The organism is Flagellimonas oceani, assembly GCF_011068285.1.
Taxonomy (GTDB): Bacteria; Bacteroidota; Bacteroidia; order Flavobacteriales; family Flavobacteriaceae; genus Flagellimonas; species Flagellimonas oceani.
In genome coordinates, this window is the sequence record NZ_CP049616.1 from 1,504,933 (window position 1) to 1,522,277 (window position 17,345).

The following is a 17,345-nucleotide window of genomic DNA, read 5'->3' on the forward strand; positions in this document are numbered from 1 at the left end:
ACTAACCAACCTAAAAACTTATTTTTAATTATTTCTTCTAGAAGAACCTCTGGAGCTACTTGTTCTGGCACTGCTTTTTCTTGCAGTTGTACTTCTGCTCACACTTGGCCTAGAACTGCTCTTTCTGCTTACAGTGCTTTTTCTAACACTGGGGCTAGAGCTTCTGGAAACGGCTTTCCTTGAAGTAGAGCTCCCTCTGCTAACCGTAGACCTACTTGGTGTTCTCGCTGTGGTCTGGGGCTTTCTGTAGGTACTCTGTGCAGAACGTTTTACCGTTCTGCTACTGGTACGGGGTGCTGCTTTTCTAACATCGGAGCTCCTACTATTGGATGCTCTGGTGGCTTTATTATTGGAAGCCGTGGTTCTACTAGATCTTGTTACATTATTTGAATTTCTGTTTACATTGCTTCTAGAGTCCCTTGTGGCTACTGTCTGCCTTTTAACAGTATTGCTTGAACGGTTCACCGTTGTGTTTCCTCTACGCGAAGCATTGTTGGAAACTGTGGCATTGCTTCTGCCATAATCGCCTCTTCTAATGGTGTTGTCCCTAACGGCAACCCTTCTATCATTTCTATAGATATTTTCCCTTCTATAGGTATTGTTGTTTCTGTACACCTTGCCCAATCTGGCATAGGCACGTCTGGTGTTATGTCTATAAGGCGCATAATACGTATATCTAACGGGTCTGTAATACCTTCTATAGGGTCTTGCGTACACATTACAGAATCCTACGGCAGGTCTTGCAAAATATCTATGGAACGGTCTGTATACGTATCCTCTGTTGTAGATATTAATGTACCCTGTATAGTGGCTAAAAACACCTCCGTTATAATAAACGTGCAAGCCACCGATTCTACGAACCCTACCATTGTTGTACCATATATCCACGTTACCAATTTGAGAAACACGACCGTAATAGTCATAAAAAATGGGTGTGTTTTCTACTTGGATCACGGCGCCATAGTCGTCATACTGAACAAATGGATTGTAGTTGTATCCCGAATTAAAGGTGATCCCAACATTTCCAATTTGCGCTCCAACGCCTACATTGACCCTATTATCTATGTAAAAGTCGAACTCACCATCTGGATACACCGAGAAGGTTACGCCATCTTCCACAAAAATGAAAGAATTTCCATATCTGTAATTGGTGGCAGTGGCCGCTGTGTTCGTTATTTCTGCTTGGATACTTGGTATTCCAAAAAGAACCGCTGTTATAATGAGTACTAACTTTTTCATAATACAAGGTTTTAAGTTCTAGATGCAACTATTTACATCCACCCTGTATAAAGCAATCAGCGTGCCAAAAAATATAACACGCTGATTTTCAATCTAAAAAAACTTAAAAAAGATACTTATTTAATTATAAACATCGATCTACGGTTCAATTGATGGGCTTCTTCCGAGCATTTTTCACCATTGGAACAGTTGTTGATCAATTGTGATTCTCCATAGCCTTTAGAAGTCAATCTTTTACGGTCAATTCCTTTTTCAACAAGCCATTCAAGGGTAGATTTGGCCCTTCTTTCGGATAGCTGCATATTGTAATTGTCGTCCCCTCTGGAATCGGTGTGGGATTCTATATGGATGTTCAATTGTGGATATTGCTTCATGGCCTGTAATATTTTGGCCAATTCCACCTCTGCATCCGGACGGATGTTATGCTTGTCAAAATCAAAGTAGATGGGCTGTAGATCTAATCTGCATCCCAAATCGTTGACAGGGCAATCGGGTGGGGTAAGGGCGATGTTTACTTGCAGCATCATAGCACCTTCCGGAGTTGTGACCACTTTTTCTTGTGGCAAGTATTCTTTCTCGTCATTGGATGCCCTTACTACGTATTGATTATTGCAATCTATGTCCTCTTCAAATTTATAGTTGCCGTTAGCTTCGGTAACCTGCTGGGATACTACCTTGTTGTCCTTGTCCAATAAGTATACGGTGGAACCTTGAAGTGGTTCTCCGGTTTTGGCATCGGTAATGGCCCCATAAAAAACAGGGTTACAGTTTTCGGCAACAAGATAAATATCATCGAAACTGCTGCCTCCTTGGCCGTCCCGATTTGAGGAAAGATATCCCACTTTTGCTTTTTCGTTTATAATAAACCCAAAATCATCTTGGTTTGAATTTATAGGCTGTCCCAGATTTTTGATGGACTCCTTATTTATTTGACCCAGCGGCACCATGAATATATCCAAACCACCCAGCCCCAAATGACCATCACTGGAAAAAAAGAGTTTATTGTCGTCGCTGACAAAAGGAAAAGTCTCCCTCTCCGATGTATTGATCTGTGGTCCCAGATTTACGGGCGCTCCATAAGTTCCATTTGCCAGAATATCCACATACCAAAGGTCGGAAGACCCAAGCCCCCCTTCTCTGTTGGAAGAAAAATATAAACGGTTTTCTTCTGGGTTTAGCGCAGGATGGGCAGTTGAATAGGAATGGTTGTTAAAGGGAAGTTCCACCACATTGCCCCAAGTGTTATCCTCCTTTAATGTGGCCTTGTAGATCTTAAGGCTCACCAATCGTTGCTTGCCCCGTTTCTTTTTACCGTTAATGTAATTGTTCCGGGTAAAGTAAATGGTTTTGCCATCTTTGGTGAACACTGCAGAGGATTCGTGATAGGGGGAATTTACGTCGCCTTCCAATTTTTTTATTTGGATCAATTTACCGTCCTCGCCCAGTTCTGCTTCAAACAGATCTAGGTAGGGTAGTCCGTTCCAATCGTGTATTTTACTGCCTTCGGTATTTATGGAAGAAGAAGCAAATACGATCTTGCTTCCAAAGTAGGAAGGCCCAAAATCCGACCCATCCATACCCTCCGTAATGTTTATGACTTGGTATTGATTACTGCTTGTATTGGCCAATTCTTGAAAAGATTCCCAATTATAGGAGGACTCCCCGGAAGATGCTGTATATTTCTGCATCAAGGATCTGGACTCTTCCATTTTACCAATACTTTTTAAGCTCTGTGCGGCTCTGTAATAGTAATCGGCGCCGACCTCATCTGGATAGGTTTCTACCAATTTGACATACCAAACAGCAGCTTCGCCATATTCACTATTAAAGTAATAGGTGTCGCCCAATTTTTTAAAGATCTGTGCAGAGGTATAACCGTCCTCGACGACGCTCAAATATATTTTTCGGGCATCGATATAGTCATAATTAAAAAATTCTTCGTTCGCCTTTTTAATCTTGTTTTCTTGTGCAAGGCCAACCTGCGCTATACATATAATGGTAAGGATTTGAATGATTTTTTTTGTGGTCATAGCTATGGTATTAGAAGAATCTAGGGGTTACTACACGGTCTGATTTATTGAACAGGTCGAAGCGAAGGAACACTTCGTAAGATCCATTGCTGAACTGTTCTATCTCGGTGGATTGGTAATCGTATGCAAATCCCGCAAAAAAGTTATCGGTAATTTGGAATCCTGCAAGGCCGCTAATGGAAGCGCTCCAACGGTAGGATGCACCGAGCGTTAACTTTTCATGAATCAGGAAATTTGCCGATAAATCCCACTGCAAAGGTGCACCGCTCACGTATTTTACAAGTGTCGCGGGTTTAAACTTAAGATTTTGGTTCAGGTCGAAGACGTAACCGGCAATAAGAAAATAGTGCAGGCGCTCTATGGCAATGTCCTCTGTATCGGCGTTTTCCAAATTACTATCATCAAAATGTTTGGAGTTCAAAAAGTTGGGCACCGAAATACCTGCATAAAATTTTTCGTTGTTCAGATAGATTCCAGCTCCAACCTGCGGGATTAGCGTATTGTCCACATTACTTTGAAAGAACTGATCGTTTTCCGCATAAATATTGAGCAGCGAATAATCTACGTTCAGCATGTCCAATCCAGCTTTTAGCCCCATAGATAGTTTGGTTTCCAATCCAACATTTATCCGGTAGGCGTAATCCACCACAACATTGGATTCCACAAGGGGATCGATCCTATCGTGAACTATAGATAGGCCAAGCCCCATATTTTTATAAAGTCCGATCGGGGAGTTTACCGTGAAGGTTGCGGTTTGTGGCGCTCCTTCAAAGCCTACCCATTGTGTTCTTCCCAACAGGCCAAAGCTCAATACCTCCCTTGAACCTGCATAGGCCGGGTTCACCACTTGGGTGTTGTACATGTACTGGGTGTATTGCGGGTCTTGTTGGGCATTTATGCCAACTGTGGTCAAGAGCAACATAAGAATGCAGATGTATGGTATTACTGGCATTTTAATGGGCTTCATCAACTTTTCTACTTGATTCTTCATTTATATTGATTGCTATTTTTTATCCTCGATTAATGTATAGGTACCCTGTATATTCTGCTTCGCCCGGGTTGTTCCCGGTAAAGGTTAGAATGTAGAAGTAGGTACCACTTGGTAGTTCTTCGTTCTTTCTTACCGTGACTCTACCATCGGAAATTCCGTAGAATAGATCATTGCCCTGTCCATAGCCTTCCTTTTCATAGACCATTACACCCCATCTGTTGAATATCTGCAGTTTGTTTTGCGGATAGATTTCTATGCCTTGGATAAAGAAAAAGTCGTTCAATCCATCCTCATTGGGTGTAATCCCATTAAATATCTCAAAGCCAATTGGTTCACCAGGTTCACCGGGGCCTCCAGGATTATCTCCACCTGGGCATGCATCGACCGGAATATTTATTACGGTAGGTTCGTCTTCGGTATAGCTATCGTTATCCGATAAATCGTCATACTGAATATCCAAACCAAAAAGGGACGAAGTAGCACTGGCTTGGTTTACAAAGGAACCTGCATCAATATCAACTTGTTGAATGTCGTAGGTGGCTTGATAGGTCCAGACCTCGTCAGGGGAGAGAACCCCATCGTTGTTTTCATCGCTAATGGGTCCCGCAATCACACCACCCAACAATTCGTCGGTAAGCACCACATTTACCATGTCAATATCGGTAAGGTTGATAATGCTAAAGTTGTAAAGTATACTTTCGGCGCATTCATTATTATCGTTGTCAATAAGTGCCCCTTGTTTTATAAGTCCCAAACCAGATTCCGGATCGGGACTCCCATCTGTGCAGGAATCTTCGGGAACCGGAGTTCTTGTGAATTCGTCTTCAAACAAGCTGTCATCATCCGAAAGATCTTCCACCAAGCTATCGTCGGGGGCAAACCCGGATACTTCTGCCTGGTTAACGACCGAACTGTTATCGATATCCTCTTGGGTTATAGCATACAAAGCGAAGTAGGTCCATGTCTCGCCAACGGAAAGGATTCCATCATTGCCATCATCCGATACGGCCAAAGGCCCGGGAATTTCGCCGCCTAAAAGCTCATCTTCCAAGATAATGCCATCCAAATCGGCATTCCCCGTATTGGTCAAGGTGAATGTATAAAGAATACTTTCCAAACATCCATCGCCGTTGGCATCCACGACCACACCTTCTTTTATAAGTCCCATGTCCGGGGTTTGGCAGTGGAGAAGACTGATCACGGTCGGGGCATCGTCCAAAGGATCATCAAAGTGGGATAGGTCGCTTACCGTTACATCGGGTTTTCCGTCTACATTGGCCGTAACCTCTGCTTGGTTTTCCACTATTCCATTGGCTATATCTTCTGGTTGTATCTCATAAACGTATTGATAGACCCAAGTTTCGTTTAAATCCAGCTTGCCATTGGTATTACTATCACCTTCTTCTGGCCCAACTATTTCACCGCCCAAAAGAGGGTCTGTCAAGATTGGATTTTCTAATACTTGTTGTCCTTGATTGGTAACTATAAAATTGTAAAATATGTATACACACCCCAGTCCACCTTGATCTAGATCATTAGTGGCAAATCCTTGTTTTACGACAGCTATTCCGCCTTGGCAAAAAGTTAAATCTATTTCGCTCGTGTCCAAGTCTGATACAGTAACGCCCGGTTGTCCTTGAACCTCAGCGGTTACATCGGCCTCACTGGCTACTTGTCCACTATTGATGTCTGCAGATTGGATAGTATAGAGTGCTGAATATTCCCAGACTTCATCAACATCCAATAAGTTGTTATTGTTATCGTCTCCACCATTAAAGCTTATTAAATCACCTAATACAGGTAGGGAATGATTTAGATTTACATTTGTAAAAACCTCTCCATTAGTGCTGGTGTTGGTAATAGCAAAAGTGTAAAGAATATAATTACAACCTGGACCAGCATCAATATCTTCGATGGCAATACCTGATTGTTCCAAAGTAATGGATGGAACCAGTTCGTGCGGGACATTTACGGAGGAATTGGCCGAACCATGGATACTTATACCCAAGGCGAACAACATTACAAGAATTTTTTGTCGACAATGCGGTATTGGTTTTACCTGTTTTTTTGGGGAGTCATTTTTTTTCATTTGGAAAGCTTTATGGTCATATTGTGGAACGAATTAAATATTACAGGAGTTGGGTAGACCGCATCAATACAGTTTTTGATTGAAGTAGGTTGAAATCCCCATTTCCAACGCAAAAGAAATGTATCTGGAGCATAGTTTGGAGCACCAATTGACGATACCCCCATTTGGGTTTATGAATGGGCGTTTTGAATTGATATGTGAAAAAACAGACTTTGTAATATGAATCAAATGCGCAAAAATATTACGCTTAAAAAGTTGATTATCAGAAAGAAAAAACCTTCAAAAAAAGTAAGTTGCCTATATATTGCTTCCATATGTTGATTAAAACAGAAAGAGTAACAGCCAAACAATAATGGCGAACTAGTGGTTTGTCTATGTTTATCTTCGGAACACATATCCATAAAAAAATGGGGGCATTTGCCCCCTGTATTCTCAACAGTTTCAAATTGTCGAGACTGTGTTCAACTATAATGTTTAAGGTCAATTTTTAATAATGAACATGGACCTACGGTTCAATTCATGTTCGTCATCGCTACATTGCACCCCATTAGCACAATGGTTCAATAGCATGGATTCACCGTAGCCCTTGGCTGTTAATCTGTTTCGTGCAATACCTTTTTCTATAAACCATTGCATTGTTGCTCTAGCCCTTCTTTCGGAAAGGCCAAGGTTAAAACTGGAACTAGATCTAGAGTCGGTATGTGACTCGATGTGTATTTTTAATTCCGGATATTCCTTTAGGGCCTGTAATATCTTGGCCAATTCCACCTCTGCATCGGGTCGGATATTGTGCTTGCCATAATCAAAATAAATGGGCTGTAGTGTCAACCTGCACCCCAAATCATCAACAGGGCATTCTGGTGGGGTAAGTTCCAGATCGGTTTGCACCACATCGGAGCCCCTTGGGGTGGTCAATGATTTTTGGTTGGACCCGTAGTCCCGGTAAGTTGCGTTGATGGTATATTTTTCGGTACAGTTCAAAAAATCACCAAACCTGTAATTTCCTTGTTCATCTGTTTTGGTCTCGGATACAACGCGCTCATTTTTGTTGAGCAATTGCACGGTAGCATTTTTGATGGCTTCACCCGTTTTTGCATTGGAAATTACACCTTGTATGACAATTTCTCCACAGATTTCCCAAATTCTATAGATATCATCGGAGATGCTACCCTCGTTACCATCACGGTTAGATGACATAAACCCCATTTTCTTTTCCTCCTTTATAATAAACCCAAAATCATCCTTATTGGAATTTATGGGCTGTTTTAGGTTGGTCACCTCTTTGTATGCCCCATCCTCATTCAAGGATATTACGAAAATGTCAAGCCCGCCCAGACCTAAATGGCCATCGCTGGAAAAATAGAGGTTGTTGCTCTCCGATAAAAATGGAAAGGCTTCCCTGGCCTCTGTATTTATTTTTGTGCCAAGATTGGTGGGGGCTCCGTAGTTTCCATCTCCCAAAATATCCACATACCAGATATCCGATTCCCCGATTGTTCCTTCCATGTTCGAAGAAAAATAGAGTCGTTTTTCATCGTGGCTCAATGCGGGGTGGGCTATGGATGATGAGTTATCGTTGAAAGGAAGCTCCTCGACATTGCCCCAACTACCATCATCCAACTTAATAGCTTTATAAACTTTTAGGTTGGTCAATTTGTCCTTATTTTTTCTTTTCCGACCATTCTTATAGTTATTTCGGGTAAAATAAACGGTCTTGCCATCTTTTGTAAACGTAGCGCTCGCTTCATGATAGGGCGTGTTTATTTCCCCTTCCAAGGGTTTGGGCTTAGTCAACCGCCATTCTTTGTCCAATTGTGCCTCATATAGATCGAGGTAGGGGAGTCCGGACCAGTCATGTGTCTGGTCGCCTATGGTGTTCCCCGAAGCGGATGCATATACCAATTTGTCCTCCCCATAAAAGGATGGTCCAAAATCTGAATTCGTCAATAGTTCGGTCACATTGTATACTTCAAACTCTTTGGATTTGAAGTCCACCAGACTGTCCAATGTAGGGTAATCGTTCATAAAGTTTTTTGCCAGTTCCGTATCGGCGGAAAGACTTGCAAATTGTCCCATCATTTTTTTGGATTCTTGATACTTCCCGGTACTCTTTAAACTTTGGGCCGTTCTGTAGTAATAAACCGGAGGCACACCATTGGGATATTTCTCCATTAGCTTCTGGTACCATACCAAAGCATCGGAATATTCACTGTTAAAATAGTAGGTGTCGCCCAATTTTTGAAATACTTGTGGGGATTCAAAGCCTTCCTTTACCACGTTGAGATATATTTCACGGGCATCAATGTAAGAGTAGGCCTCGAAAACTTCGTTCGCTTTATTAATATTACTTTTTTGGGCATTTAGCGAGGAGATCAACAAAAAACCCATTAAAATCTTTGCAATAGTTTTTAGGTACATGAAAGTTTGATTTAGAAGAATCTTGGGGTTAGGACTTTGTCCAGTCTATTAAAAATGTCAAAACGGATGATAGCTTCGTATGATCCATTGCTATAATCCTTTATAGTGGTTGTATCATGATCGTAGGCCAACCCAATGAACAAGGATTGCGATATTTGAAAACCTGCCAGGGCACTAATGGATGAATTCCACCGATAAGAAGCGCCAAGCGTAATTTTTTCATTGATCAAAAAATTGGCGGAACCGTCCCATTGTAAGGGGGCACCGCTAACAAATTTGGTCAGTGCCGCTGGTTTGAATTTAAGGTTTGGTCCTAACTCAAATACATAGCCTGTAATGAAAAAGTAATGCAAACGTTCTATGGCGATACTCTCCAGGTCTTCATCTTCCAGGGAAGATTCATCAAAATGTTTGGAGTTTAGAAAGTTGGGGACCGAAAAACCAGCATAAAACTTTTGGGTGTTGTAGTATATTCCGGCACCAATTTGTGGCTGTATTTTATTGTCCACCGTATTCTGAAAAAGCGGGTCATAATTTTCAAAGATGGTCAGTTTGGTATAGTCCACATCCAACACATCCATTCCAGCTTTCAAGCCAAAGGAAAGTTTACTAATATCGTGCCTATCCAGTTGAATGGAATAGGAGTAATCTATATTGGCGTTCGACTCTGTTGCCGGGCCTATTTGGTCATATACAATGGATAAGCCCAGCCCCATATTTTTTTCGGGGCCCAAAGGTGAACTAACGGTAAATGTTCCCGTTCGTGGACTTCCCTCTACATTCACCCATTGTACGCGTCCCAAGACCCCAAAACTCAATACCTCTCTGGACCCTGTGTAACCCGGATTCACAATTTGGGTGTTGTACAGGTATTGTGTGTATTGTGGGTCTTGTTGCGCATTTATGGTTTCAATGCAGACAATTATGAGCATTGTTACTGCCCAATAAGCAATTGATTTAATATTCAAGTTCATTATATTTTTTAAATACTTCTGTTAATCCCTATTTATGTAGATGTATCCTGAGTAACTTTCCTCGCCCGGGTTTGCACTTCTAAAGAAAAGTGTATAGAAATACGTACCACTTGGAAGTGCCCTATCCTTGGAAATTGTAGCTTTTCCTTCGGAAATACCTCTAAATAAATTTTCGCTCAATCCATAATTTTCGGTTTCGTATACCAGTGCCCCCCATCTATTGAAAATCTTTAATACGTTGTTAGGGTAGCTTTCAATGTTGCTGATTCTGAAGTAATCGTTTACACCATCACCGTTGGGAGTGATTCCTGTAAAGATTTTGAACTCTGGATTATCCGGTCCAGAACCATTATTATCACAGAAGAACTCCGGTATGTTTGTACTGGTGGTCTCATTTTCCAACAAACTATCATCGTCGGATTGGTCAAAAACTTGGATTCCAGTACCAACCGTTGTGGCTGTAATGTTTGCTTGATTGGTTACGTATCCATTCACTGTATCTTCCTCTGTAATGGTATAGATTGCTTCATAGGTCCAAGACTCGCCTACGGAAAGTATTCCGTCACCGTTAACGTCCGAGCTTTCCATGGGGCCTATGATCTCAGTTTCCAATAATTTTTCATCCGTAATGATCAGTTGCTCTAGATTTACATAACCTGTATTTGTGGCGGTGAATACATATCTAATGCCATCAGGACATTCATCGCCATCAGTATCGGTTAGGATTCCTAGCATGATCAAGCCTAAAGATGGTCCCCCGTCGGTACATGCATCAATTGGGATTATAGTATTGGTAGAATCATCTTCGGAGGCACTATTGTCGTCGGAGAAATCCATGACCTCCTCATTATTGCCAACTGTAAACCCGGTTACGGTCGCTTGATTGTTGAATGATCCCATATCGATATCGATTTGAGAAATTTCTTTGTAAGCTTCATACGTCCAACTTTCACCTACGGATAGTATGTTGTCACCACCTACATCACTTGAATTGATTGGCCCTGAAATTGTACCTCCCAGTTGGTTATCCACCAACTCAATTGATTGGAGGTCTACGTTACCCGTATTGATTACGGAAAAGGAATATTGGATGGTCTCAACACAACTATCTTCATTAATATCCACTAAAGTGCCGATTTTGATAAGCCCTATTGATGGTATAGGTACCAGCTCACATAGATTTGCCGGCAGTGGGGTAGTAATGTTGTCGCTATCGTTGACGGGTGTGTCGTCGCCCACGGATAGTGCCGATACACTGGCCTGGTTGTCCACGGAGCCGTTATCGATATCCGCCTGCACCAAGGTGTAGGTGGCCTGGAAGACCCAGTCCTCGCCCACGGAAAGTATCCCGTCGTTGTTGTCGTCCTCGTTGGCCAATGGCCCGGGCACCTGTCCGCCGATCTTGTCATCGTTGAGCACGATGGTGTGCAGGTCCACGTTGCCGGTATTGGCCACGGTAAAGGTATAGGTGATGCCGTCGATGCAGCCGTCACTGTCGGCGTCCACATCGGCAACCCCCTGTTTGGTGACCTCTACGGCCGGTGCCGGTGCGCACAGGTTGACGGGCAGTAGGGTTGTGATGTTATCGGCATCGTTGACGGGTGTGTCGTCCCCCACGGAGAGCGCCGATACACTGGCCTGGTTGTCCACGGAGCCGTTGTCGATATCTGCCTGTTCCAATGTATAAGTGGCCAAGAAGACCCAGTCCTCACCGACGGACAGGATGTCGTCCCCACCTTCGTCCTCGTTGACCAGCGGCCCTGGGACCTGTCCGCCAATCTTGTCATCGTTCAGTACGATGGTATGCAGGTCCACGTTGCCAATGTTGGCCACGGTAAAGGTATAGGTGATGCCGTCGATACAGCCATCGCTGTCGGCGTCCACATCGGCGACCCCCTGTTTGGTGACCTGTATGGCGGGTGCGGGTGCGCACAGGTTGGCGGGCAGTAGGGTAGTGATGTTATCGGCATCGTTGACGGGTGTGTCGTCGCCCACTGATAGTGCCGATAAATCGGCCTGGTTGTCCACGGAGCCTTGGTCTATGTCGGCCTGCACCAAGGTATAGGTGGCCTGGAACACCCAGTCCTCGCCGACGGACAGGATGCCGTCCCCACCTTCGTCCTCGTTGGCCAGCGGCCCCGGGACCTGTCCGCCGATCTTGTCATCGTTGAGCACGATGGTGTGCAGGTCCACGTTGCCAATGTTGGCCACGGTAAAGGTATAGGTGATGCCATCGATGCATCCATCGCTGTCGCCGTCCACATCGGCGACCCCCTGTTTGGTGACCTCTACGGCCGGTGCGGGTGCGCAAAGGTTGACCGGCAGTGGGGTAGTGATGTTGTCGCCATCGTTGACGGGGGTGTCGTCGCCCACGGAGAGTGCCGATACATCCGCCTGATTGTCCACGGAGCCGTTATCGATATCTGCCTGCACCAAGGTATAGGTGGCCTGGAACACCCAGTCCTCGCCGACGGACAGGATGCCGTCCCCACCTTCGTCCTCGTTGACCAGCGGCCCCGGGACCTGTCCGCCGATCTTGTCATCGTTGAGCACGATGGTGTGCAGGTCCACGTTGCCAATGTTGGCCACGGTAAAGGTATAGGTGATGCCGTCGATACAGCCGTCGCTGTCGGCGTCCACATCGGCGACCCCCTGTTTGGTGACCTCTACGGCGGGTGCGGGTGCGCAGAGGTTGGCGGGCAATGCCGTGCTGATGTTGTCGCTATCGTTGACGGGTGTGTCGTCGCCCACGGAGAGCGCCGTCACACTGGCCTGGTTGTCCACGGAGCCGTTATCGATATCCGCCTGCACCATGGTGTAGGTGGCCTGGAACACCCAGTCCTCGCCGACGGACAGGATGCCGTCCCCACCTTCGTCCTCGTTGGCCAGCGGCCCCGGGACCTGTCCGCCGATCTTGTCATCGTTGAGCACGATGGTATGCAGGTCCACGTTGCCAATGTTGGCCACGGTAAAGGTATAGGTGATGCCGTCGATGCAGCCATCGCTGTCGGCGTCCACATCGGCGACCCCCTGTTTGGTGACCTCTACGGCGGGTGCGGGTGCGCAGAGGTTGACCGGCAGTGGGGTAGTAATGTTATCGGCATCGTTGACGGGGGTGTCGTCGCCCACGGAGAGTGCGTCCACATCAGCGTCGTTGTCCACGGAGCCTTGGTCTATGTCTGCCTGCACCAAGGTATAGGTGGCCTGGAACACCCAGTCCTCGCCGACGGACAGGATGCCGTCCCCACCTTCGTCCTCGTTGACCAGCGGCCCCGGGACCTGTCCGCCGATCTTGTCATCGTTGAGCACGATGGTGTGCAGGTCCACGTTGCCAATGTTGGCCACGGTAAAGGTATAGGTGATGCCATCGATGCAACCATCGCTGTCGGCGTCCACATCGGCGATCCCCTGTTTGGTGACCTGTACGGCCGGTGCGGGTGCGCAAAGGTTGACCGGCAGTGGGGTAGTGATGTTGTCGCTATCGTTGACGGGTGTGTCGTCGCCCACGGATAGTGCCGATACATCCGCCTGATTGTCTACGGAGCCGTTGTCGATATCTGCCTGTTCCAATGTATAGGTGGCCAAGAAGACCCAGTCCTCACCGACGGACAGCACTCCATCGTTCCCTTGGTCCTCACCGGGCAATGGCTGGGCCAGCATCAACGGGTTGTCCACCTTGTCATCGGTAAGGGCAATGTTGTACAAATCCACGTTGCCAATGTTGGCCACGGTAAAGGTATAGGTGATGCCATCGATGCATCCATCGCTGTCGCCGTCCACATCGGCGACCCCCTGTTTGGTGACCTGTACGGCCGGTGCGGGTGCGCAAAGGTTGACCGGCAGTGGGGTAGTGATGTTGTCGCCATCGTTGACGGGGGTGTCGTCGCCCACGGATAGTGCCGATACATCCGCCTGATTGTCCACGGAGCCGTTATCGATATCTGCCTGCACCAAGGTATAGGTGGCCTGGAACACCCAGTCCTCGCCGACGGACAGGATGCCGTCCCCACCTTCGTCCTCGTTGACCAGCGGCCCCGGGACCTGTCCGCCGATCTTGTCATCGTTGAGCACGATGGTGTGCAGGTCCACGTTGCCAATGTTGGCCACGGTAAAGGTATAGGTGATGCCATCGATGCAACCATCGCTGTCGGCGTCCACATCGGCGATCCCCTGTTTGGTGACCTGTACGGCCGGTGCGGGTGCGCAAAGGTTGACCGGCAGTGGGGTAGTGATGTTGTCGCTATCGTTGACGGGTGTGTCGTCGCCCACGGATAGTGCCGATACATCCGCCTGATTGTCTACGGAGCCGTTGTCGATATCTGCCTGCACCAGTGTATAGGTGGCCTGGAACACCCAGTCCTCGCCGACGGACAGCACTCCATCGTTCCCTTGGTCCTCACCGGGCAATGGCTGGGCCAGCATCAACGGATTGTCCACCTTGTCATCGGTAAGGACAATGTTGTACAAATCCACGTTGCCGGTATTGGCCACGGTAAAGGTATAGGTGATGCCGTCGATGCAGCCGTCGCTGTCGGTGTCCACGTCAGCGACCCCTTGTTTGGTGACCTCTACGGCCGGTGCGGGTGCGCAAAGGTTCGCGGGCAGTAGGGTAGTGATGTTGTCGCTATCGTTGACGGGTGTGTCGTCTCCCACGGATAGCGCCGATACACTGGCTTGGTTGTCCACGGAGCCGTTGTCGATATCTGCCTGCACCAAGGTATAGGTGGCCAAGAAGACCCAGTCCTCCCCGACGGACAGCACTCCATCGTTCCCTTGGTCCTCACCGGGCAATGGCTGGGCCAGCATCAACGGGTTGTCCACCTTGTCATCGGTAAGGACAATGTTGTACAAATCCACGTTGCCGGTATTGGCCACGGTAAAGGTATAGGTGATGCCGTCGATGCATCCGTCGCTGTCGGCGTCCACGTCGGCGACCCCCTGTTTGGTGACCTGTACGGCGGGTGCGGGTGCGCACAAGTTGGCGGGCAGTAGAGTAGTGATGTTGTCGCTATCGTTGACGGGTGTGTCGTCGCCCACGGAGAGCGCCGTCACACTGGCCTGATTGTCCACGGAGCCTTGGTCTATGTCCACTTGTTGCAGGGAATACGTTGCTTGGAACACCCAGTCCTCACCGACTGATAGGATGCCGTCCCCACCTTCGTCCTCGTTGACCAGCGGTCCTGGGACCTGTCCGCCAATCTTGTCGTCGTTGAGCACGATGGTGTGCAGGTCCACGTTGCCAATGTTGGTCACGGTAAAGGTATAGGTGATGCCATCGATGCATCCATCGCTGTCGCCGTCCACATCGGCGACCCCCTGTTTGGTGACCTGTACGGCCGGTGCGGGTGCGCAAAGGTTGACCGGCAGTGGGGTAGTGATGTTGTCGCCATCGTTGACGGGGGTGTCGTCGCCCACGGATAGTGCCGATACATCCGCCTGATTGTCCACGGAGCCGTTATCGATATCTGCCTGCACCAAGGTATAGGTGGCCTGGAACACCCAGTCCTCGCCGACGGACAGGATGTCGTCCCCACCTTCGTCCTCGTTGACCAGCGGCCCCGGGACCTGTCCGCCAATCTTGTCATCGTTGAGCACGATGGTGTGCAGGTCCACGTTGCCAATGTTGGCCACGGTAAAGGTATAGGTGATGCCGTCGATGCATCCGTTGCTGTCGGCGTCCACATCGGCGACCCCCTGTTTGGTGACCTGTATGGCGGGTGCCTGACAACTTGATAAATCAACCGTCGTTATCTCATTTTCCAGAATATTATCGTCATCTGAGTCGTCTTCTACGCTGAGCCCTGGAAAACTCATAACATCTGCTGTAACTTTTGCTTGGTTATCGACTTTACCAATGTTGATATCATCCGCGGTTACATTATGGATAGCGGTATAAGTCCAAACTTCTGAGGCTTCCAATACATCATCCCCATTGTCTCCAAATGGACCATTAATGATAAGTGGCAAGCTTTCATCGGTCAATACCACATTATTGAACATGAGGCCTGTGCCTCCTTGATTTGTCACCGTAAATGTATAGTCAATGGTCAAACAGTCTGGATTTACTATGCCCTGTTTTATAAGGGCAATACTTGGCATGCATCCGGAAATGTCCAGCACGGTAGGTCGATTTAACTTGGTATCTTCAAAATCTGAATCATCTTCAATTTCGATACCAACGCCCTCATGATCCATTGATCCGGTAACCCGTGCCTGATTGGTAACCTCTCCTGCCAAAATATCCGCAGTGGTTATTTCATAGGTAGCGGTAAAAATCCAAACTTCGCCGGGGCTCATGACTCCATCATTGTTGGCATCGGATTGCGGACCGTTGATGGTCATCAATGGAAAGGTCAAGTCTTCAACATTGATTTCCTTTAGTGGAGCAGTTGTGGCGCTTCCTTCATTGGTTACGGTAAATGTGTATTCTATTTTTTCGCAACCGGGGACCACTGCTCCCGTTTTGATAAGACTTATTCGAGGGGAACAATTTGAAAAGTTTATGATGGTAACGTTATCTGCGTTCAAATCGACGGGGTCGGACAAATCTGTTACCAAAGCATTGGAATCTTGTACCGAGAGGGCTTCCACGTATGCCTGAACCTCTACTTGGCCTGCGGCCACTTCTTCCACGGTTGGGGTATATTTTTGTGAATAGATCCACACTTCTCCTTCATCCAAAATACCAAAAGGCGAATTATCCCCAGAATCCGGGGCGATCAATTCCTCTCCGTTCATTCCATAAACGACGATACTTTCAAAGGTCTCTCCGGGTATTGAACTATTGTAGTGAACCTCATAGGTAAGTTCTACGTGCTCGCACCCTGAATCTATTCCGTTCATGGCCTTGGGAACACCGTTCAAAATCATACTAACGCCCGATCGGCAACTAATTTTGGTGATAGTGGGTGAGTCCAGCGTTATTTCTGTGGGATGCGAATCATCACTTACAATGGTGCCAAGGCCGATAACGGTGGCTTCTATATGTGCTTGAGCGATATATTCCGCGGCGAGTTTATCCGCTTCAGTAATTGGCTTAAATGCTTCATATAACCATACTTCCCCTTCATTTAGTTCATTGTTATTATTGGTATCGCCACTTACCAATGCTCCAACGGTAATATCCGGCCCCATGTCTATCACAATGCTGTTTCCATCAAAGGATTCATTATTGGTACTTGTGTTGAACACTCGTATTGCATACCTTATGGTGGTACAACCGGGGGATTCGTTGTTTGGGGTCAACGTGTTACCTTCCAATGTTACTGCTATCCCCGGGACAAAAAGGTTTTCTTCTTTAAAGGGATGTGCCGTTTTATCCAATACATCTTCATCAGCTATGCTCGCAATGCTATTGGGTGTTTGTTGGAAATTGTTTTTATGGGGGGCATTATCAAACAAAACAGAGACAATACCAATCAAGATCAAGAAAAGAAACAGGAGATCTTGCTTTTTTAGAGGGGACGATTTGGAAAAGAGCATGGTTATATAAGTTAAGTTCTAACCAACGATATTAGTAAATCGCCCTATTTTTTTATGGTACCAATTGACGAATGCCCCAAATGAATTGACGGATGTATGTTATGAGTTCACCGATTTTTATA

At 46.6% G+C, this 17,345-nt stretch carries 7 protein-coding genes; all 7 read right to left on the reverse strand.

The window, feature by feature from the left end; genetic code table 11:
- Positions 1-24: 24 nt before the first annotated feature.
- Positions 25-1,239 carry a hypothetical protein gene (locus tag GVT53_RS07015; RefSeq protein ID WP_166247974.1) on the reverse strand — a complete coding sequence of 405 codons (1,215 nt, stop codon included), beginning with the start codon at positions 1,237-1,239 and terminating at the stop codon, positions 25-27.
- 116 nt (positions 1,240-1,355) lie between these two features.
- Positions 1,356-3,269, reverse strand: coding sequence for an OmpA family protein (locus GVT53_RS07020; RefSeq protein WP_166247975.1), 1,914 nt, complete (start codon positions 3,267-3,269; stop codon positions 1,356-1,358).
- A 10-nt stretch (positions 3,270-3,279) separates the two neighbouring features.
- A complete protein-coding gene (locus GVT53_RS07025) occupies positions 3,280-4,221 on the reverse strand; it encodes a PorP/SprF family type IX secretion system membrane protein (protein ID WP_240905219.1) in 942 nt (313 codons plus the stop codon).
- A gap of 58 nt (positions 4,222-4,279) precedes the next feature.
- Positions 4,280-6,349, reverse strand: a complete 2,070-nt coding sequence (locus tag GVT53_RS07030) for a gliding motility-associated C-terminal domain-containing protein (RefSeq protein ID WP_166247976.1) — start codon at positions 6,347-6,349, stop codon at positions 4,280-4,282.
- Positions 6,350-6,829: 480 nt separating this feature from the next.
- Complete coding sequence (locus GVT53_RS07035) at positions 6,830-8,767, reverse strand: OmpA family protein (protein WP_166247977.1); 1,938 nt, start codon at positions 8,765-8,767, stop codon at positions 6,830-6,832.
- Between the two features lie 11 nt (positions 8,768-8,778).
- Positions 8,779-9,741 carry a PorP/SprF family type IX secretion system membrane protein gene (locus tag GVT53_RS07040; protein ID WP_166247978.1) on the reverse strand — a complete coding sequence of 321 codons (963 nt, stop codon included), beginning with the start codon at positions 9,739-9,741 and terminating at the stop codon, positions 8,779-8,781.
- A 21-nt stretch (positions 9,742-9,762) separates the two neighbouring features.
- Positions 9,763-17,223, reverse strand: a complete 7,461-nt coding sequence (locus tag GVT53_RS07045) for a gliding motility-associated C-terminal domain-containing protein (protein ID WP_166247979.1) — start codon at positions 17,221-17,223, stop codon at positions 9,763-9,765.
- Between the last annotated feature and the right edge of the window lie 122 nt (positions 17,224-17,345).

Coding starts and splice junctions, on each gene's coding strand:
- GVT53_RS07020 (WP_166247975.1), bottom strand. CDS start 3,269: ATGACCACAAAAAAAATCATTCAAATCCTTACCATTATATGTATAGCG.
- GVT53_RS07035 (WP_166247977.1), bottom strand. CDS start 8,767: ATGTACCTAAAAACTATTGCAAAGATTTTAATGGGTTTTTTGTTGATC.
- GVT53_RS07045 (WP_166247979.1), bottom strand. CDS start 17,223: ATGCTCTTTTCCAAATCGTCCCCTCTAAAAAAGCAAGATCTCCTGTTT.
- GVT53_RS07030 (WP_166247976.1), bottom strand. CDS start 6,349: ATGAAAAAAAATGACTCCCCAAAAAAACAGGTAAAACCAATACCGCAT.
- GVT53_RS07015 (WP_166247974.1), bottom strand. CDS start 1,239: ATGAAAAAGTTAGTACTCATTATAACAGCGGTTCTTTTTGGAATACCA.
- GVT53_RS07025 (WP_240905219.1), bottom strand. CDS start 4,221: ATGCCAGTAATACCATACATCTGCATTCTTATGTTGCTCTTGACCACA.
- GVT53_RS07040 (WP_166247978.1), bottom strand. CDS start 9,741: ATGAACTTGAATATTAAATCAATTGCTTATTGGGCAGTAACAATGCTC.